Source organism: Jiangella mangrovi (genome assembly GCF_014204975.1).
Lineage (GTDB): Bacteria > Actinomycetota > Actinomycetes > Jiangellales > Jiangellaceae > Jiangella > Jiangella mangrovi.
In genome coordinates, this window is sequence record NZ_JACHMM010000001.1 from 2,203,875 (window position 1) to 2,220,948 (window position 17,074).

At 72.7% G+C, this 17,074-nt stretch carries 17 protein-coding genes, 2 tRNA genes, 1 other RNA gene and 1 pseudogene; 13 read left to right on the top strand and 8 right to left on the bottom strand.

The window, feature by feature from the left end:
- Nucleotides 1–343 precede the first annotated feature (343 nt).
- On the top strand, nucleotides 344–817 hold the full coding sequence (locus HD601_RS10225; protein ID WP_221440784.1) for a tRNA adenosine deaminase-associated protein: 474 nt from the start codon (nucleotides 344–346) through the stop codon (nucleotides 815–817).
- A gap of 18 nt (nucleotides 818–835) precedes the next feature.
- Here the strand turns inward: HD601_RS10225 and HD601_RS10230 are convergent, their stop codons facing one another.
- Nucleotides 836–1,492 (bottom strand): VOC family protein, encoded by a 657-nt coding sequence (locus HD601_RS10230; RefSeq protein ID WP_184821550.1) that lies wholly within the window; start codon nucleotides 1,490–1,492, stop codon nucleotides 836–838.
- 31 nt (nucleotides 1,493–1,523) lie between these two features.
- Here HD601_RS10230 and tadA point away from each other — a divergent pair, with 31 nt between their 5' ends.
- The 3 genes from tadA to HD601_RS10245 all read left to right on the top strand — a co-directional run bounded on the left by tadA (nucleotide 1,524) and on the right by HD601_RS10245 (nucleotide 3,807).
- Nucleotides 1,524–1,994 (top strand): tRNA adenosine(34) deaminase TadA, encoded by a 471-nt coding sequence (gene tadA / locus HD601_RS10235; RefSeq protein ID WP_221440786.1) that lies wholly within the window; start codon nucleotides 1,524–1,526, stop codon nucleotides 1,992–1,994.
- A gap of 52 nt (nucleotides 1,995–2,046) precedes the next feature.
- Nucleotides 2,047–2,136: transfer RNA gene (locus tag HD601_RS10240), tRNA-Ser, on the top strand.
- A gap of 156 nt (nucleotides 2,137–2,292) precedes the next feature.
- Complete coding sequence (locus tag HD601_RS10245) at nucleotides 2,293–3,807, top strand: potassium/proton antiporter (RefSeq protein ID WP_221440788.1); 1,515 nt, start codon at nucleotides 2,293–2,295, stop codon at nucleotides 3,805–3,807.
- On the opposite strand, the gene HD601_RS10250 is transcribed toward HD601_RS10245, so the two are convergent.
- Together HD601_RS10250 and HD601_RS35630 are read right to left on the bottom strand one after the other, a co-directional pair.
- Nucleotides 3,808–4,368, bottom strand: coding sequence for a LytR C-terminal domain-containing protein (locus HD601_RS10250; RefSeq protein ID WP_184821554.1), 561 nt, complete (start codon nucleotides 4,366–4,368; stop codon nucleotides 3,808–3,810).
- A gap of 187 nt (nucleotides 4,369–4,555) precedes the next feature.
- A pseudogene (locus HD601_RS35630) lies at nucleotides 4,556–4,843 on the bottom strand (type II toxin-antitoxin system VapB family antitoxin); the annotation flags it as partial.
- A gap of 40 nt (nucleotides 4,844–4,883) precedes the next feature.
- Between HD601_RS35630 and HD601_RS10260 the strand changes: the two are divergent.
- Nucleotides 4,884–6,524: a helicase HerA-like domain-containing protein gene (locus HD601_RS10260; RefSeq protein WP_184829668.1), complete on the top strand. Its 1,641-nt coding sequence runs from the start codon at nucleotides 4,884–4,886 to the stop codon at nucleotides 6,522–6,524.
- 13 nt (nucleotides 6,525–6,537) lie between these two features.
- Here the strand turns inward: HD601_RS10260 and HD601_RS10265 are convergent, their stop codons facing one another.
- Nucleotides 6,538–7,788 carry an RNA polymerase sigma factor gene (locus HD601_RS10265; protein WP_184821555.1) on the bottom strand — a complete coding sequence of 417 codons (1,251 nt, stop codon included), beginning with the start codon at nucleotides 7,786–7,788 and terminating at the stop codon, nucleotides 6,538–6,540.
- Nucleotides 7,785–8,117: a YciI family protein gene (locus HD601_RS10270; protein ID WP_343076495.1), complete on the bottom strand. Its 333-nt coding sequence runs from the start codon at nucleotides 8,115–8,117 to the stop codon at nucleotides 7,785–7,787. Before HD601_RS10270 ends, HD601_RS10265 begins: the two co-directional genes overlap by 4 nt.
- A gap of 116 nt (nucleotides 8,118–8,233) precedes the next feature.
- Between HD601_RS10270 and HD601_RS10275 the strand changes: the two genes are divergently transcribed.
- Entirely contained in the window at nucleotides 8,234–9,016 is a 783-nt protein-coding gene (locus HD601_RS10275; protein WP_184821557.1) for an alpha/beta fold hydrolase, read from the top strand.
- Nucleotides 9,017–9,089: 73 nt separating this feature from the next.
- Here the strand turns inward: HD601_RS10275 and HD601_RS10280 are convergent.
- Nucleotides 9,090–9,177: transfer RNA gene (locus tag HD601_RS10280), tRNA-Ser, on the bottom strand.
- A gap of 94 nt (nucleotides 9,178–9,271) precedes the next feature.
- On the opposite strand from HD601_RS10280, the gene ffs reads away from it, so the two are divergent.
- The 7 genes from ffs to HD601_RS10315 all read left to right on the top strand — a co-directional run bounded on the left by ffs (nucleotide 9,272) and on the right by HD601_RS10315 (nucleotide 16,005).
- Nucleotides 9,272–9,368, top strand: an RNA gene (gene ffs / locus HD601_RS10285) — signal recognition particle sRNA small type.
- Between the two features lie 101 nt (nucleotides 9,369–9,469).
- Nucleotides 9,470–11,767, top strand: coding sequence for a DNA polymerase III subunit gamma and tau (locus HD601_RS10290; RefSeq protein WP_184821558.1), 2,298 nt, complete (start codon nucleotides 9,470–9,472; stop codon nucleotides 11,765–11,767).
- A gap of 131 nt (nucleotides 11,768–11,898) precedes the next feature.
- Complete coding sequence (locus HD601_RS10295) at nucleotides 11,899–12,342, top strand: YbaB/EbfC family nucleoid-associated protein (RefSeq protein WP_184821559.1); 444 nt, start codon at nucleotides 11,899–11,901, stop codon at nucleotides 12,340–12,342.
- A 12-nt stretch (nucleotides 12,343–12,354) separates the two neighbouring features.
- The gene (recR, locus tag HD601_RS10300) at nucleotides 12,355–12,954 is read left to right on the top strand and encodes a recombination mediator RecR (RefSeq protein ID WP_184821561.1); all 600 of its coding nucleotides are present in this window, start codon (nucleotides 12,355–12,357) and stop codon (nucleotides 12,952–12,954) included.
- Nucleotides 12,947–13,549: a DUF5063 domain-containing protein gene (locus tag HD601_RS10305; protein WP_184821563.1), complete on the top strand. Its 603-nt coding sequence runs from the start codon at nucleotides 12,947–12,949 to the stop codon at nucleotides 13,547–13,549. The genes recR and HD601_RS10305 overlap by 8 nt, the downstream gene beginning before the upstream one ends.
- 120 nt (nucleotides 13,550–13,669) lie before the next feature.
- Nucleotides 13,670–14,944: an aspartate kinase gene (locus HD601_RS10310; RefSeq protein ID WP_184821565.1), complete on the top strand. Its 1,275-nt coding sequence runs from the start codon at nucleotides 13,670–13,672 to the stop codon at nucleotides 14,942–14,944.
- On the top strand, nucleotides 14,941–16,005 hold the full coding sequence (locus HD601_RS10315; protein WP_184821567.1) for an aspartate-semialdehyde dehydrogenase: 1,065 nt from the start codon (nucleotides 14,941–14,943) through the stop codon (nucleotides 16,003–16,005). The genes HD601_RS10310 and HD601_RS10315 overlap by 4 nt, the downstream gene beginning before the upstream one ends.
- Here HD601_RS10315 and HD601_RS10320 read toward each other — a convergent pair.
- The gene (locus HD601_RS10320) at nucleotides 15,992–16,618 is read right to left on the bottom strand and encodes a CG0192-related protein (RefSeq protein ID WP_184821569.1); all 627 of its coding nucleotides are present in this window, start codon (nucleotides 16,616–16,618) and stop codon (nucleotides 15,992–15,994) included. The genes HD601_RS10315 and HD601_RS10320 overlap by 14 nt on opposite strands.
- On the bottom strand, nucleotides 16,618–17,070 hold the full coding sequence (locus HD601_RS10325; protein WP_184821571.1) for a GatB/YqeY domain-containing protein: 453 nt from the start codon (nucleotides 17,068–17,070) through the stop codon (nucleotides 16,618–16,620). The genes HD601_RS10320 and HD601_RS10325 overlap by 1 nt, the downstream gene beginning before the upstream one ends.
- Nucleotides 17,071–17,074: the final 4 nt, after the last annotated feature.

Below are 17,074 nucleotides of genomic sequence, written 5' to 3' on the forward strand. Positions count from 1 at the left end.
ATCCGGTCACGCTCTCGACCGGGCAGGCCCGCTGGTGCTAGCGTCCCCCGAGTGTGCAGGGGTTGCGTCTGAAGAACGGAGGCCAGATGCCCGAGGGCGCCATCGCCGAGCCAGCCGGCTCGGGTGCAGACGATTCCCCAACACCCAGCTCCCCGACACCCAGTGGTGAGCTCGTCACCGACGTCAGCCGTCTGCGTCAGCGGGCTGTCTTCCTCCGCGAGCTGGCTGAGGCCCGCGCGCTCCTGGCCCGCTCGACTCCCTGGCACGGGCGCACCGCAGGGCTGCGCCGGCGGCTGCGGCAGAGCACGTAGGAGACCGCGCCGGTCGTCGAGAGGTTCCGGTCGTGTCCGACGGTGAGGGCGTCGTCGACTTCGTGGTCATGGCCTACCGCGAAGAGGGGCAGTGGCAGGTCGAGGCCGTGCCCCGTCAGCTCGGGAACGACCTGCGCCGGGTGGTGGAGCTGCTGCGCGCGCGGCAGGGCGAGAGCGGGTCGCTCGCGTTCGTCTCCGTCGACGAGGACTTCTTCTACGCCGTGCGGCTGATCGGCGACGACGTGCGGCTGCTGCTGTCCGACGTCACCGCCGCCACCGACTGGCCCATGGCCCGCGACGTCGTCGAGCGCCTCGGGCTGCCGCTACCGGACGACGAGGACCCCGTGCAGCCGGCGGGCGACCTCGCGATCTTCGCCGACCTCGGCGTCGACCCGATGGCGCTGGCCGCCATCTGCGACGACATCGACGACTATCCCGACGAGATGATCATGCAGATCGCCGCCCGGGCCGGCTTCGGGCCGCAGCTGGACGACGTCCTGCCGTAGCGGGCCGGCCGCGGACCGTCAGTCGCGGCCCTGCCAGGTCGCGAAGCAGGACCGGTTGCCCTCGGCGTCGGCCAGCACCCAGAACGCCGGCGCCAGCGTGTCGTCGTCGATCCGGCCACCGGCGGCGAGGCAGGCGTCGATGCGCCCCTGCACCTCTGCCGGGTCGACCCACACGTCGAGGTGCCAGCGCTGCCGCGGCTCCTCGCTCCCCGACGGCTGGAACCAGACCGACGGCAGCCGGCCGGCCGGATCGCGCACCATCGGCGCGCCGGGCCGGTCCTCGAAGGCGAGCATGGCGCGCCAGAACGGCAGCACGCGGTCCGTGTCGGGCGTGTCCAGGGCGAGGTTGATCCGCTCGACGGAGGAGTCGAGGCGCAGCCCGGCGTCGCTCACCAGCCCGCTGATCGTGCGGGCGAGCGTGACGTCCTCGTCGGTGACGCCCGGCAGGCCGCGGCCGGCGAGCGTGATGTCGACGTGCGTGGTGTGCAGGCTCAGGTCGGGCTGGAGTCCGGTGCGCTCGGGGGCAGCGTGGACCACCGCCGCGCCGACGGCGTTCACCAGCGCCAGGCCCGTGGAGAAGTCCGGCGTCGCGATCCGCGTGTACAGCCCGTTGCCGAGGTGCGCCCAGCCGTCGAGTCCCTCGTCGGCGACCTGCTGTCCGGTCAGGATTCGCATGCCCGATCGTCGCACGCCGTAGGGTCGGGGCATGTCCGCGGGACCGGCCGGCCGGCCATACGAGCCGCTCATGCGCGAGGCGCTGTCCGAGGCCGTGCTGGCACCGACGACCCGCGACGTCCCGATCGGCGCGGTCGTCGTGGGGCCCGACGGGACGGTGCTCGGCCGCGGCCACAACCGGCGCGAGGCCGACGCCGACCCGACCGCGCACGCCGAGGTCCTGGCCCTTCGAGCCGCGGCCGCCGCCCGTGGGTCGTGGCGGCTCGAGGGCTGCACCCTCGTCGCGACCATGGAGCCGTGCTCGATGTGCGCCGGCGCCCTGGTGCTGGCCCGGGTCGAGCGGCTCGTCTACGGCGCCCCCGACCCCAAGGCCGGCGCCGTCGGCTCCCTCTGGGACCTCGTCCGTGACCGGCGGCTCAACCATCGCCCCGAGGTCATCTCCGGCGTCCTCGCCGACGAGTGCGGCGCGCTGGTGAGCGACTTCTTCGCCGCCCAGCGCTGAGGTCGACCGGCCGATTTCCGTCAGCACCCGCGGCTCCGGTACCCTCGACGGCGGTAGCGTGTCCGAGCGGCCTAAGGAGCACGCCTCGAAAGCGTGTGTGGGGGCAACTCCACCGTGGGTTCAAATCCCACCGCTACCGCCAGCAGTTCAGAGCCCGCCCCGGTGAACGAATCGGGGCGGGCTCTGTCGCTTCACCGCACGTCGCTCCATCGCACGCCGCGCGACCACGGCCGACCGCGCTCTACGCTCTAGACCTGCCGCGATGCGGCTCGCCGAGACTGGGGACGGGGGTGCGGCGGTGACCGTCGACTCTCTCAACGTCTTCCTGCTCGCGGGCGCCCTCGTGCTCATCACCGCCGTCGTCGCGGTGCGGGTGAGCGTGCGGCTGGGGCTGCCGAGCCTCGTGCTGTACCTGCTGATCGGCGTCGCGATCGGCGAGTCGGGGCTGGGCATCCAGTTCTCCGACCCCGACGTCGCGCAGTCGTTCGCGTACGCCGCGCTCGTGGTCATCCTGGCCGAGGGCGGGCTGACGACCCAGTGGGAGGCGGTGCGGCCCGCGTTCGGCATCGGGCTGTCGCTGGCGACGGTCGGCGTGGTCGTCAGCACGGCGGTCGTCGCGGTCGTCGGGCACCTGCTGCTCGGCCTGGACTGGCTGCCGGCGATCCTGCTGGGGGCGATCTTCGCCCCGACGGACGCCGCGGCGGTGTTCTCGACACTGCGCCGGCTGCCGTTGAAACGGCGACTGTCGGGTGCGCTGGAGTCGGAGTCCGGGCTCAACGACGCGCCGGCGATCGTGCTGGTGACCATTCTGGCGGCCGGCGCCGGACCTGACGACAACTTCCTGGTCATCGGGCTGACGGTGGTGTACGAGCTGCTCGGCGGGGCAGCGCTGGGCTACGTCGTGGGGAGGGCGGGGGCGGCGATCCTGCGCCGGACGGCGTTGCCGGCGTCCGGGCTGTACCCGCTGGTCGTCCTGACGCTGACGGTGCTGGCCTACGGTCTCGGCGCGTTCGCGCACATGAGCGGGTTCGCGGCCGTGTACATCGCGGCGCTGGTACTGGGCAACTCGCACCTGCCGCACCGCGCGGCGACCCGCTCGTTCGTCGAGGGGCTGGCCTGGCTGGCGCAGATCGGCCTGTTCGTCATGCTCGGCCTGCTGTCGTCGCCGTCGGACATGCCCGCGGCATTCGTCGCCGCCGTCGTCGCGGGGGCGGCCCTGACGTTCGTCGCCCGGCCGATCTCGGTGTGGGCCTCGACGGCGCCGTTCATGATGAGCGTGCGCGAGAAGATCTTCCTGTCCTGGGCCGGACTCCGTGGCGCCGTGCCGGTCGTGTTCGCGACCATTCCGCTCGCCGAGGGCGTCGAGGACGCCGACTGGCTGTTCGCCGTCGTCTTCATCGTCAGCGTCCTCTACACGCTCATCCAGGCGCCGACGCTGCCCTGGCTGGCCGCCCGGCTGGGCATGGTGCCGGCGTTCGCCACCCGTGACGCCGACGTCGAGTCCGCGCCGTTGGAACGCCTCGACGCCGACCTCATCCACGTCCGCGTGCCGCCCGGCTCGAAGCTGCACGGCGTCGAGATCGGCGAGCTGCGGGTGCCGCACGGCGTGAACATCGCGCTGATCGTCCGGGGCGACACGACCACCGTCCCCGGGCCGCGCACGAAGCTCCAGCACGGCGACGAGATCCTCATCGTCGCCCCACGTGCCCTGCGCCGCGCGACGGAGTCACGCCTGCGCGCCGTCGGCCGGCGTGGCCGCCTGGCCGGCTGGTTCGGCGAGCACGGCCGCGAGGAACCCGAGGACGACGACTGACTAGGGGGCGGCGCCGCAGGCCGGTAGGTCCGCCGCCGGCTCCGCGGGCGGGGCGGCCGGGTCGGCCAGCGCCTCGAACGCGTCGCCGAGCACGAGGTCGATGGTGGCCTCGGTGCGCTCGTCCGGCACGTACACCGCGCCGGCGACCAGGGTCGCGACGAGCTCGGCCGCGACCTGCGCGTCGGGCCCGGACCGGACCTCGGCGGTGCCGGTGATGTCGCGGCTGAGGGGGTCGTTGTCGACGTCGACGACGACGAAGCCGCGGTCGCGGACCTGCCGGGCGACGGCGGACGCCAGGCCGTTGCGGTCGGTGGCGTTGTAGACGTTGACCTGCACGTCGGCCGGAGCGGGCGCCTCCGTCGGCGCACCGAGGGCGCACGGCTGGTTGTCCGTCCCGGTGGCGACCGGCTCGTCCTCGCTCACGACGTTGTCCCAGCTGTACCAGGCCGCACCGATGACCACGCCGACCAGGACCAGCAGCGTGACCGAGGTGCGGATGCGCCGCCAGTGGTGCCGCCGGGCAGACTCCTCCTCGGTCAGCTGCTCCTCGTCGAAGGCCATGCCAGCTCCGGGGTCGGCGGCAGTGCCGCTGGGGCGGGGGGTCGTGGTGATCTGATCAGCCTAACTGCGATGTCCGTGTTTCCGCAGGTCATGCCGCGGCGTCGGACTCGGTGTCGGGGACGGGTTGCTCCTTGGTGTCCGACGCCGCGTCCGACGAGGTGTCGGGAGGGGGCGGCGGGACGTCGCGGAGCACGAGCACGCGGGCATGGATCACCGGGCGCTGCTGCAGCGCCGCACGGAGGGCGCGGTGCAGGCCGTCCTCGAGGTAGAGCTCCCCGCGCCACTCGACCACGTGGGCGAAGAGGTCGCCGTAGAACGTGGAGTCCTCGGAGAGCAGCGTCTCGAGGTTCAGGGTGCGCTTGGTGGTGACCAGATCGGTCAGGCGAATCTGGCGCGGGGGGAGCTCGGACCACGCCCGCAGCCCGGTGTCGTGCTCCGGGTAGGGCTTTCCGTCTCCGACGCGCTTGAAAATCACCTAGCGCAGTCTAAACTGCGTGCGCCGTTTCGCCAGGCATATGCTGCTCTGGGTGCGGGACAGGGCTGAGGACGTCGTGTCGGCGGTGCGGCAGGGGTACGCGTTCGACGGCGCCTGCCTCGAGTTGGGCGCCCTGGTGGCAGACGGCGCACCGCGCGCCGACGTCCCGGTGCGGGTGCCGCTGGCCATGCTCAACCGGCACGGACTGGTCGCGGGCGCGACGGGCACCGGCAAGACCAAGACCCTGCAGGTCATGGCCGAACAGCTCGCCGCGGCCGGCGTCCCGGTGTTCGCGGCGGACATCAAGGGCGACCTCTCGGGACTGGCCTCGCCGGGCGCTCCGGACGAGAAGATCGAGGCCCGAGCGGACGCCGTCGGGCAGGAATGGTCGCCGACGGCATTCCCGGTCGAGCTGCTCCGCCTGGGCGACGACGGCGTGGGCGTGCCGGTCCGCGCGTCGGTGACGTCGTTCGGCCCGACGCTGCTGGCGAAGGTCCTCGAGCTGAACGCGACGCAGGAGAGCTCGCTCGGCCTGGTGTTCCACTACGCCGACACCGCCGGGCTGCCGCTGGTCGAGCTGTCGGACCTGCGGGCGGTGATCCAGCACCTCACGTCGGCCGAGGGGAAGCAGGACCTCGAGGGGCTCGGCGGGCTGTCGAAGCAGACGGCCGGCGTCATCCTGCGCGAACTGGTCAACTTCTCCGCGTCGGGCGCCGACACGTTCTTCGGCGAGCCGGAGTTCGAGGTCGCGTCGCTGTTGCGGGTCGGCGTCGACGGGCGCGGCATCATCACGCTGCTCGAGCTGCCCGGGGTGCAGGACCGGCCGGTGCTGTTCTCGACGTTCCTCATGTGGCTGCTGGCCGAGCTGTTCGAGGAGCTGCCCGAGGTCGGCGATCTCGACAAGCCCAAGCTGGTGTTCTTCTTCGACGAGGCGCACCTGCTGTTCAAGGACGCGTCGAAGGACTTCCTGTCTGCGCTCATCCAAACGGTGCGGCTGATCCGCTCCAAGGGCGTCGGCGTCTTCTTCGTCACCCAGTCGCCGAAGGACGTGCACGAGGACGTGCTGGCGCAGCTCGGCAGCCGGGTGCAGCACCAGCTGCGGGCGTTCACGCCGAACGACGCGGCCGCGCTGAAGGCGGCGGTGCGCACCTACCCGACGTCGTCCTACGATCTCGAGGAGCTGCTGACGACGCTCGGCATCGGCGAGGCGGTCGTCACGGTGATGTCCGAGAAGGGGGCGCCGACGCCGGTCGCGCACACGATGCTCCGCGCGCCGCAGTCGCTGATGGCGCCGTCGTCGCCCGAGGTGCTCGCGGGGCTGGTCGCGGCGTCGCCGCTGGCCGCGACATATGGCGAGCGCATCGACCGCGAGTCGGCGTACGAGCTGCTCACCGGCCGCATCGCCGCCGGTCCGGGTGACCCCTTGGAAGCTCCCGAGGTGCTCACGAAGGAGCAGGAGATCGAGCGGCTTGAGGCGGAGATCCGCGGCCTCCCGGTCCCCGGCACGGTGCCGACGGAGCCGCAGCCGACGCCGTCGTCGACCCGGAAGCCGCCCAGGAAGCCGCCCCGGAAGGCGAGGGCGAGCGCGGACAGCCCGCTCGACGCCTTCCTCACGACGGCCGGGCGCGAGCTGGCGAAAGAGATCGTCCGCGGCGTCTTCGGCACCCGCCGCCGGCGCTGAGCCGGCCCCGTCGCTACGGATCGAGCTCGGCCAGCCGGCGGGTCAGGTAGCGGCGCTCGCCGTCGTTGCCGGCCGCCGCCAGGGCTCGGCGGTACTCCTCGGCCGCCTCGCGGCGCCGGCCGGCCCGGCGCAGCAGGTCCGCCCGCGTCGCCGGCAGCAGCGGGTAGTCGCCCAGGTCCGGCGCGACGGCGTCGACCAGCGCGAGTCCCGCCTCCGGCCCGTCCGCCATGGCGACGGCGACCGCGCGGTTCAGCCGCACCACCGGCGACGGCACGTGGTCGAGCAGCTGGTCGTAGAGCCGCACGATGCGCGCCCAGTCGGTGTCCTCGGCCCGGACGGCGGCCGTATGGCAGGCGGCGATCATCGCCTGGAGCTGGTACGGGCCCGGCCGCTCGCGGCGCAGCGCCCGCTGCAGCAGCCCGACGGCGTCGGCGATGGTCGCGTGGTTCCAGGCGGTGCGGTCCTGCTCCTCCAGCGGGACGAGCTCGCCGTCGGCGCCGATCCGGGTCGCGGCCCGGGCCTCGTGCAGCCGGAGCAGCGCGAGCAGGCCGAGCGCCTCGGGCTGGTCCGGCATCAGGTCGGCGACCAGGCCGGCCAGCCGGAGCGCCTCGCGGGTGAGCTCCGGGCGCATGAGGCCGTCACCGCTGGTGGCGCCGTAGCCCTCGTTGAACAGCAGGTACACGACGCCGAGGACCGCGCCGGTGCGCTCGGGCAGCTGGTGCGGCGGTGGGACGCGGTACGGGATGCCGGCCACGCGGATCTTCTGCTTGGCGCGGACCAGCCGCTTGGCCATGGTCGCCTTGGGCACGAGGAACGCCCGCGCGATCTCCGTGGTCGTCAGGCCGGTCAGGGTGCGCAGCGCGAGCGCGACCTGAGCCTCGAAGCCCAACGCCGGGTGGCAGCAGGTGTAGAGGAGGCGGAGCCGGTCGTCGTGCGGCTCGCTGTCGCCGCCCGAGTGGTCGCTCGACGGCTCGTCCGTCGGCCCGTCCGCGGTCGCCGTCGCCGCAAGGAGCCGGAGCTTCGCCTCCCCGACCCTCGCCCGCCGCAGCCGGTCGACGGCCCGATTCCGCGCCGTCGTGGTGAGCCAGGCGCCCGGCCGGTCCGGGACGCCGTCGCGCGGCCAGGACTCGAGGGCCGCAGCGAACGCGTCGGCGGTGCACTCCTCGGCGAGGTCCCAGTCGCCGGTGCGGGCGATCAGCCCCGCGACGATCCGGCCCCACTCGGCCCGGAACGCCTCGGCGACCGCCGCCCGCGCGTCGGTCATCGGACCGGGCGGATCTCGACCTGCCCGAACCTGGCGGCCGGGTGCCCGGCGGCGATCTCGACCGCCTCGTCCAGGTCGGCGCACTCGATCAGCGCGAACCCGCCGATCTGGTCCTTCGTCTCCATGAACGGCCCGTCGGTCAGCAGCACCTCGCCGTCGCGGACCCGCACCGTGGTCGCCATGCTGCTGGGGTGCAGGCCCTCGTGGCCGCGCAGCACCCCCCGTCGCTCCAGGTCGGCGAACCACTCGTGGAAGCGGCGGAGCCCTTCGTCGCTGATGACTTCCGGCTCGAGCGCCTCGTCGGCGCTGATCAGGAGCAGGTACCGGATCGGCGGGTCGGTCAGTTGGTCGGTCGGCTGGTCCACGGTGTCCATCGTCCGCCTTCCCGTTCGTCGTGAGGTCGTCAGGTTCCACCATTCGTCCGTAGTACGTACAGGAGATACCCATGCAGACCACGACCTCCGCCGACGGCACCACGATCGCCTACGAGCTCAGCGGCTCCGGCTCGCCGATCGTCTTCGTGTCCGGCGCGTTCAACGACCGGCACACGCTGGCTCCCGTGGCCGCTGAACTGGCGTCGTCGCACACCGTCCTCTGTTACGACCGGCGCGGTCGGGGTGACAGCGGGGACGTGGCGCCGTACGCGGTGGAGCGGGAGATCGAGGACCTGGCTGCCGTGCTGTCCGTCGTGGGCGGGTCCGCGGCGGTGTTCGGCTTCTCGTCCGGTGCGAACCTCGGGCTGCTCGCGGCTGCACGGGGAGTGCCGGTGACCTCGTTGATCATGTACGAAGTCCCCTTCGCCTTCGACGACGCGGACCGGCGGCCTGCGGATCTGCCGGCGCGGCTTTCGTCTCTGATCGCGGCCGGTCGGCGGGCCGACGCCGTCACGACGTTCCAGCTCGAGGGCATCGGCCTACCGCCGGAGATGGTGGCCGGGATCCGGCAGGCGCCGTTCTTCCCCGCGCTCGAGGCGATCGCCCACACTGTCGTCTACGACGCTCAGGTGGCGGGCCGGCCCTACGACCGGCCGACCCCCGAGATGCGGGCGGTCGACGTGCCGATCCTGGTGCTGACCGGCAAGGAGACCTGGCCTGTGCTGGCGCGCGCTGCCGAGGAGCTGCCGTCGCTGCTCGTGAACGCCCGCGCCGAGACCGTCGCCGGCGGCGAGAACCACACCATCTCCCCGGCCGAGACGGCGGCTGCGGTGCGGGACTTCCTCGGCGGGTGAGGGATTCTCTTGATCATGTTCCCTCGCGGTCGTCTGAGCGCCGCCAGGGAACATGATCATGCTCGAAACTGGATGGCGGAGGATAGGGGATTCGAACCCCTGAGGGATTGCTCCCAACACGCTTTCCAAGCGTGCGCCCTAGGCCACTAGGCGAATCCTCCGCCGGAGAGGTTATCGGACGAGGGGGCTCGGGCTGAAATCGGAGCGCGCCCACACGGCGATGTGAACCTGCGTCGCCGAGCACGTACACTGTCAGCCGACCCCTCGCGTGGCGGCACCCCGCCTAACTCCCCCAGGGCCGGAAGGCAGCAAGGGTAAGTGGGCTCTACCGGGTGCGCGAGGGGTCCCTTCGTCTCTCGGGCCGGATGGCCCGGCGGGGCCATCCACCCCTCCGGCCAGGTGATCTGCCTCCAGGCTGGGTATCTGTCGGTAGCGGCGACTATGGTTCGCAAGGTGTCGTCGCTCGCTCTGTATCGCACCTATCGGCCCGGCAGGTTCGCTGACGTCGTGGGGCAGGAGCATGTCACCGTCCCGCTGATGCGAGCGCTGGCCAACGACCGCGTCCACCATGCCTATCTCTTCTCCGGGCCACGCGGCTGCGGCAAGACCAGTTCCGCGCGCATCCTGGCTCGCTCGCTGAACTGCGAGAAGGGCCCGACGGACGAGCCGTGCGGTCAGTGCCAGTCGTGTCTCGACCTCGCGCCCAACGGGTCCGGCAACATCGACGTCGTCGAGCTGGACGCGGCCACGCACGGGCTGGTCGACGACGCTCGTGACCTGCGAGAGAAGGCGCATTTCGCGCCCGTCGCGTCGCGGTTCAAGATCTACATCATCGACGAGGCGCATCAGCTCGGGCCGGGCGCGGCGAACGCCCTGCTCAAGCTCATCGAAGAGCCGCCGGCGCACCTGAAGTTCATCTTCGCCACCACGGCGCCCGACAAGATCATCGGTACCATCCGGTCGCGCACGCACCACTACCCGTTCCGGCTCATCCCCACCAAGACGCTGCAGCAGAACCTCGGCTGGATCTGCGAGCAGGAGGGCGTCCCCATCGAGCCGGCGGCGCTCGCGCTGGTCGCCCGGGCCGGGGCGGGCTCGGCCCGCGACGCGCAGTCGATCCTCGGGCAGCTCATCGCCGGTGCGGGCGACGACGGCGTCACCTACGACCTCGCCGTGGCCCTGCTCGGGTTCACCGACGCCGCCATGCTCGACCAGGTCGTCGAGGCCATCTCCGCCGGTGACGGCCGGTCCGTGTACGCCGCGGTCGACCAGGTCATGGACGCCGGGCACGACCCCCGCCGTTTCCTCACCGACCTGCTCGAACGCTTCCGCGACCTCATCGTCCTGCGGGCCGCGCCCGACGCCGTCGCCGAGGGCCTGCTCGACCTCCCGCCCGAGCAGGCCGAACGTATGGCCATCCAGGCCGCACAGTTCGGCCCGTCCGACCTCGTGCGCCTCGCCGCCGTCGTCGACGAGGGCATCACCGCCATGAAGGGCGCCACTCCCACGCGGCTGCAGCTCGAGCTCGTCTGCGCCCGTCTGCTGCTCCCCGCTGCCGACGACACCACCTCCGGCGTCCAGGCCCGCCTCGACCGCGTCGAGCGCCGGCTCACCGGCGGCGAGCCGCTCCCGCCGGCCAGCGCTACCGCCCCCGCCGCCGAAGCGGTTCCGGCGGCCCCGGCCGAAGCTCCCCAGCCGGGCGTCTCCCGGCGCGCGGCCGCGTTCGCACGGGTCAACCCCCAAGACTCCTCATCGACGACGGCGGCAGCTGCGGTCCCGCCCGCGGCGGCTCCGGCGGCACCCGAACCCGAGCCCGCCCCGGCGCCCGCCGAGGTCGCGCCCCCGCAGCCCGAGCCGGTCGCCGTCGCCGCTGAGCCCGCACCGGTCGCCGCGGAACCGCCCGCTCCGGAACCCGAACCCGCCGCCGAGCCGCCCGCCGCCGTCGAACCGCCAGCCCCCGAACCGCCGGCCCCCGAACCGCAGCCGGCGCCGTCCGCCCCGGCCTACGAGGCCCCGGCCCCGGCTGACGCCGCACCCACACCGCCGGCGCCGCAGCCGATCCCGTCGGCCGGAGCCGCCGGCGCGTCCGGCGGGGTCGCCGACCTCCGCCGCATGTGGCCCGAGGTGCTGGTCCGCCTCAAGGAGATCAAGCGAACCCCGTGGAGCCTGATCTCCCAGGAGTCCGTCGTCTCCGACGTCACCGACGGCGTCCTGACGTTGGCGTTCCGGCAGCCGACGCTGCGCGACACGTTCGCCCGGCGCGCCGACTTCCAAGAGTGCCTGCAGCAGGCCATCAAGGAGGTCCTGCTGCTCGACCTGCGCATCGAGGCCATCGTCGACCCGTCCGCCGACCCGTCGGCGCAGAACCGGGGCGGGGCCGCACCGGCCGCACCCGCGGCGCCGCCGTCCGCGCCCGCCACACCGTCCGCGCCGTCGGCCCCGGCCCACCCGGCGCCGCAGGCCACCGCGCAGACCGCGCCCGAACCGCAGGCGCCGCCGTCGTCGCCCGAAGGCCCCGGGCGAGCCGCCGCGGCCAAGCAGGCGGCCCGCAGGGTCAAGGAGCAGGGCGGCGCCGCGGCCGGCGGGGCGGCGGCGGGAGCAGCAGGGGCCGCGGCCGCCGAGACGTACAAGGCCACCGACGACGACGCCGACCCCAACGACGAGGACCTGGTCGACGACGGGGTGTCTGAGCGCGAGCTGCTCGAGCGGACCCTCGGCGCCACCGTCATCGCGGAGATCGAGCACGAGTGATCCAGATCGTCAACGGACCTGGTCAGATCAGCCCGGGTCCGTGACGTAGGCTCGCTGTGACCGTGTGCCGCACAAGACCCCGCAAGGGCGAGGAGGCAGCTGTGTTTCCGCCTGGTTCCGAAGGCTTCGACATGGGCCAGCTGCTGCAGCAGGCGCAGCGCATGCAGGAGCAGCTGCTCTCGGCCCAGCAGGACCTCAGCGAGGCCGAGGCCACCGGCAGCGCCGGCGGCGGGCTGGTCCGCGCCACCGTCACCGGTGCCGGCGAGCTGACCGACCTGCAGCTCGACCCGTCCGTCGTCGACCCCGAGGACGTCGAGACGCTGGCCGACCTCATCATCGCCGCCGTCCGCGACGCGCACGCCGAGATCCAGCGGCAGGCCAACGAGCAGCTCGGCGCCATCAACGCCGACGTCGCCGGCATGCTCGGCGGGGCGGGCGGCCCCGGCGCCAACCCGCTCGCCGGCCTGTTCGGCGGCGGCGCACCCGGCGGTGCGCCCGGCGGCGCCACCCCGCCCTCGCAGGACACCGTCCGTGGCGAGATCGAGGGCGACGACCGCCCCGGCCATGGCAACTGAGCCGAGTCCGTCATGTACGAAGGCGTCGTCCAGGACCTCATCGACGAGTTGGGCCGGTTGCCCGGTGTCGGGCCCAAGAGCGCCCAGCGCATCGCGTTCCACCTGCTCGCCGCTGACGCCGACGACGTCCGCCGGCTGGTCTCGGCGCTGACCGAGGTGAAAGAGAAGGTGCGGTTCTGCACCGTCTGCGGCAACGTCGCCCAGCAGGAGCAGTGCCGCATCTGCCTCGACCCGCGCCGCGACCCGTCCGTGCTCTGCGTCGTCGAGGAGCCCAAGGACGTCGTCGCCATCGAGCGGACGCGCGAGTTCCGCGGCCGCTACCACGTGCTCGGCGGCGCCATCAGCCCCATCGAGGGCGTTGGTCCCGACGATCTGCGGGTACGAGAGCTCATGACCAGACTGGCCGACGACACCGTACAAGAGATCATCCTGGCCACCGACCCGAACCTCGAGGGCGAGGCGACGGCGACCTATCTCGCACGGATGATCAAGCCGATGGGGTTGCGCGTCACGCGGCTGGCCAGTGGACTGCCTGTGGGGGGTGATCTCGAGTATGCCGACGAGGTCACGTTGGGCCGCGCGTTCGAGGGACGGAGACTCCTGGATGTCTAGCGTTGTTGCACGACCTGCCGACGACCCTGCCACCGAGTACGGCGACTTCGCCGCGGAGATCGCCGACCAGATCGAGAGCTTCCTGCTGGCCGTCCGCGAGATCGCCCGCGGCGCCGACCCCGGTAGCTCGCTCTCGCTGCTGCTGCTCGAGGTCAGCCAGTTGTGCTTGGCCGGCGGCCGCCTGGGCGCCATCAGCGACGTCGTCCCCGACGAGCGGTTCGAGCCCGACGCCGGCCCCGACGCCGACGTCGACGAGCTGCGGCTGCGCATCGCGGCCCTGCTCGAGCCCGTCGACGGGTACGTCGAGGTGGTCGACCCCGTCGACCCCGAGCGCGGCGCCACCGGCTTCCGGCTCTCCGACGACCTCGCGAGCATCGCGCAGGACCTGCTGCACGGCCTGTCCCACTACAAGGACGGCCGGGTCATCGAGGCGCTGTGGTGGTGGCAGTTCTCGTACCTGTCCTCGTGGGGCTCGACGGCGGGAGCGGCGCTGCGGGCGCTGCACTCACTGATCGCCCACACGCGCCTCGACCACCACGACGAGCAGATCGAGGTCACGCAGGAGGAGCTGCTCCCCGTCCAGGCCGAACTCTGAGCGCCGGGTTCTGAGCGCCGAACTCTGAGCATCGCGTCCCGCGATCCGGACGTCTCGGGGCACAGTCAGCAGGTCGCCTAGACTGCCATGGGCACGTGAAGGCCGTGGGAGGAGTGTGCCGTGGGGCTGGTTGTGCAGAAGTACGGGGGTTCCTCCGTCGCTGACGCCGCGGCCATCAAGCGGGTGGCGCAGCGCATCGTCGCCACCAAGAAGGAGGGCCACGAGGTCGTCGTGGTCGTCTCCGCCATGGGCGACACCACCGACGAGCTGCTCGACCTCGCCCAGCAGGTCTCGCCGCTGCCGCCCGCCCGCGAGCTCGACATGCTGCTCACGTCCGGCGAGCGCATGTCCATGGCGCTGCTGGCCATGGCCATCGGCGACCTCGGCCACGAGGCGCGCTCGTTCACCGGCAGCCAGGCCGGCGTCATCACCGACTCCGCACACGGCCGGGCCCGCATCATCGACGTCACGCCGGGTCGCATCCGGCAGGCGCTCGACGGCGGCGCCATCGCCATCGTCGCGGGCTTCCAGGGCGTCAGCCAGGACAGCAAGGACATCACCACGCTGGGCCGGGGCGGGTCCGACACCACCGCCGTCGCGCTGGCCGCGGCGCTGAACGCCGACGTGTGCGAGATCTACACCGACGTCGACGGCGTCTTCACCGCCGACCCCCGCATCGTCCCGGTCGCGCGCCGTGTCCCGCACATCACGTACGAAGAGATGCTCGAGATGGCGGCCTGTGGGGCGAAGATCCTGCACCTGCGCTGCGTCGAGTACGCGCGCCGCTACGGCATCCCCATCCACGTGCGATCCAGTTTCTCGACGCTCACCGGTACGTGGGTGTCCGAATCCCAGGGAAGTGGGCAGGCCGTCATGGAGCAGCCGATCATCTCCGGCGTCGCGCACGACCGCAGCGAGGCGAAGATCACCGTCGTGGGCGTCCCCGACAAGGTCGGCGAGGCCGCAACGATCTTCAGCTCGGTCGCCGCGGCCGACGTGAACATCGACATGATCGTGCAGAACGTCTCGGCCGTCGACACCAACCGCACCGACATCTCGTTCACGCTGCCCGCCAGTGACGGCCGCAAGGGCGTCGAGGCGCTGACGGCCATCCAGGCCACCGTCGGCTTCGAGTCGCTGCGCTACGACGACGGCATCGGCAAGGTGTCGCTCATCGGCGCCGGCATGCGCAGCCACCCGGGCGTGAGCGCCAAGTTCTTCAGCGCGCTGGCCGACGCCGGCGTGAACATCGAGATGATCTCGACCTCTGAGATCCGCATCTCGGTGGTCGTCCGCGCCGCCGACGTCGACACCGCGGTCACCGCCATCCACCGGGCCTTCGACCTCGACTCCACGCAGGTCGAGGCGGTCGTGTACGGGGGTACCGGGCGATGAGCGGCCAGCGTCCCACCCTCGCCGTCGTCGGTGCCACCGGCGCGGTCGGCACCGTCATGCGCGACATCCTCTCGACCCGGCAGAACGTCTGGGGCGAGATCCGGCTCATCGCGTCGGCCCGCTCGGCCGGTCGCCGCCTCTCCGTCCGCGGCGAGGAGGTCGAGGTCCAGGAGCTGACGGCCGACGTGTTCGACGGCGTCGACGTCGCCATGTTCGACGTCCCCGACGAGGTCTCCGCCGAGTGGGCGCCCGTCGCCGCCGAGCGCGGCGTCGTCGTGGTCGACAACTCCGGCGCGTTCCGCATGGACCCCGACGTCCCGCTGGTCGTGCCCGAGGTCAACGCGCGCATGACCCGTCAGCGCCCCAAGGGCATCATCGCCAACCCCAACTGCACCACGCTCTCGATGATCGTGGTGCTCGGTGCGCTGCACGCCGAGCTGGGGCTCACCGCGCTGACGGCGTCGTCCTACCAGGCCGCCTCCGGCGCCGGTCAGGCCGGCATCGACACCCTGCACGACCAGATCAACAAGGTCGCGGGCAACCGCGAGCTCGGCACCCACCCGGGCGACGTCCGCCGCGTCGTCGGCTCCGACCTCGGCCCGTTCCCGGCGCCGCTCGCGCTGAACGTCGTCCCGTGGGCCGGCTCGCTCAAGAACGACGGCTGGAGCTCCGAGGAGCTGAAGATCCGCAACGAGTCGCGGAAGATCCTCGACCTCCCCGACCTCAAGGTCTCGGCCACCTGCGTCCGGGTCCCCGTCGTCACCACCCACTCGGTGGCCATGCACGCGACCTTCGAGAACGAGGTCACGACGGAGCGCGCCTGGGAGATCCTGCGCGACGCGCCCGGCGTGGTCCTCTACGACGACCCCGCTCGCGGCGAGTTCCCCACCCCGGCCGACGTCGTGGGCACCGACCCCACGTGGGTCGGCCGCATCCGGCGCTCGCTCGACGACCCGAACTCGCTCGAGCTGTTCGTGTGCGGCGACAACCTCCGCAAGGGGGCGGCACTCAACACCGCGCAGATCGCAGAGCTGCTGGCGGCGGAGTTCACCGCCGCCTGACGGCGGTCGCCAGCGTCGCGGGGCCGCCGGTGGTCCAGGTACCGGTCAGTACGTGGTCGCCGATCAGCTCGGCGCCGACGACCCTGACGACGGTCAGCTCGACGTCGCCGGCGCGCACCACCGTCGTGTGGCCGTCGTCGTAGGGGCTGACCGGCGCATTCTCATCGACGACGGGGTCCGGCTCGCCTCCCGTGCCGGTCACCCGGGCGGTCGGCTCGCGCGGCACCAGCTCGCCGTCGACGTCGACCAGTTCCTCGGCCTGTGGCGTTCCCGCCAGGACGGCCCGGGCCAGCGCCGCCACCCAGACCGGGTCGGCGCAGCCGTCGTAGACCCAGCGCCGGCCCAGCACGGAGTGCTCCATGGTGCCGGCCAGAGCGTCGTCGGCGCCGGCCAGCGGTGCGCCGCGGTAGGTCAGCGGCACGTGCAGCACCGTCCCGTCGGCGGCGTGGACCAGGTGCGCCTCGAGGCCGACCTCGCCGGCGGGGTCGTCGAACCGGTAGGCGCCGACCGGCTGGACGGCGCCGGTGCCGGCCGCCCACGCCTGGCTCGGCAGCCACGCCGCCAGCAGCTCGAGCTTGGTCGGCTGCAGCGTGGCGCGGTGGATGAGCGCCATCAGGCGAGCTTGGCCTTGACCGCCGCGGCGACCTTGCTGCCCTCGACCCGGCCGAGGACCTGCGGCTGGACGATCTTCATGACCTTGCCCATGTCGCGCGGCGACTCCGCACCCGCCTCGGCGACGGCGGCCGTGACGATGGCGTCCAGCTCGTCGTCGGTGAGCGGCTGCGGCAGGTACTCGGCGATGACGGCGGACTCGGCCTCCTCGTTCGCGGCGCTGTCCTCGCGCCCGCCGGTGCGGAACGCCTCGGCGGCCTCGCGACGGCGCTTCACCTCACGCGTGAGCAGCGCGGTGACCTCGTCGTCGGTGAGCTCGCGCGCGGCGGAGCCGGACACCTCCTCGGTCCCGATGGCGGCGAGCACCATGCGGAGCGTGGCCTTGCGCACGTCGTCCTTGGCGCGCATGGCCGAGGTGAGGTCGGCTCGGAGTCGGTCCTTGAGGGCTGCCATGCGC

Excerpts from the sequence above, each read along its gene's own strand:
- HD601_RS10230 (WP_184821550.1), bottom strand. The coding sequence starts at position 1,492 with ATGCGAATCCTGACCGGACAGCAGGTCGCCGACGAGGGACTCGACGGC.
- HD601_RS10250 (WP_184821554.1), bottom strand. The coding sequence starts at position 4,368 with ATGGCCTTCGACGAGGAGCAGCTGACCGAGGAGGAGTCTGCCCGGCGG.
- tadA (WP_221440786.1), top strand. The coding sequence starts at position 1,524 with ATGTCCGCGGGACCGGCCGGCCGGCCATACGAGCCGCTCATGCGCGAG.
- recR (WP_184821561.1), top strand. The coding sequence starts at position 12,355 with ATGTACGAAGGCGTCGTCCAGGACCTCATCGACGAGTTGGGCCGGTTG.
- HD601_RS10320 (WP_184821569.1), bottom strand. The coding sequence starts at position 16,618 with ATGGCGCTCATCCACCGCGCCACGCTGCAGCCGACCAAGCTCGAGCTG.
- HD601_RS10260 (WP_184829668.1), top strand. The coding sequence starts at position 4,884 with ATGCTGCTCTGGGTGCGGGACAGGGCTGAGGACGTCGTGTCGGCGGTG.
- HD601_RS10305 (WP_184821563.1), top strand. The coding sequence starts at position 12,947 with ATGTCTAGCGTTGTTGCACGACCTGCCGACGACCCTGCCACCGAGTAC.
- HD601_RS10265 (WP_184821555.1), bottom strand. The coding sequence starts at position 7,788 with ATGACCGACGCGCGGGCGGCGGTCGCCGAGGCGTTCCGGGCCGAGTGG.
- HD601_RS10295 (WP_184821559.1), top strand. The coding sequence starts at position 11,899 with ATGGGCCAGCTGCTGCAGCAGGCGCAGCGCATGCAGGAGCAGCTGCTC.
- HD601_RS10315 (WP_184821567.1), top strand. The coding sequence starts at position 14,941 with ATGAGCGGCCAGCGTCCCACCCTCGCCGTCGTCGGTGCCACCGGCGCG.
- HD601_RS10325 (WP_184821571.1), bottom strand. The coding sequence starts at position 17,070 with ATGGCAGCCCTCAAGGACCGACTCCGAGCCGACCTCACCTCGGCCATG.
- HD601_RS10275 (WP_184821557.1), top strand. The coding sequence starts at position 8,234 with ATGCAGACCACGACCTCCGCCGACGGCACCACGATCGCCTACGAGCTC.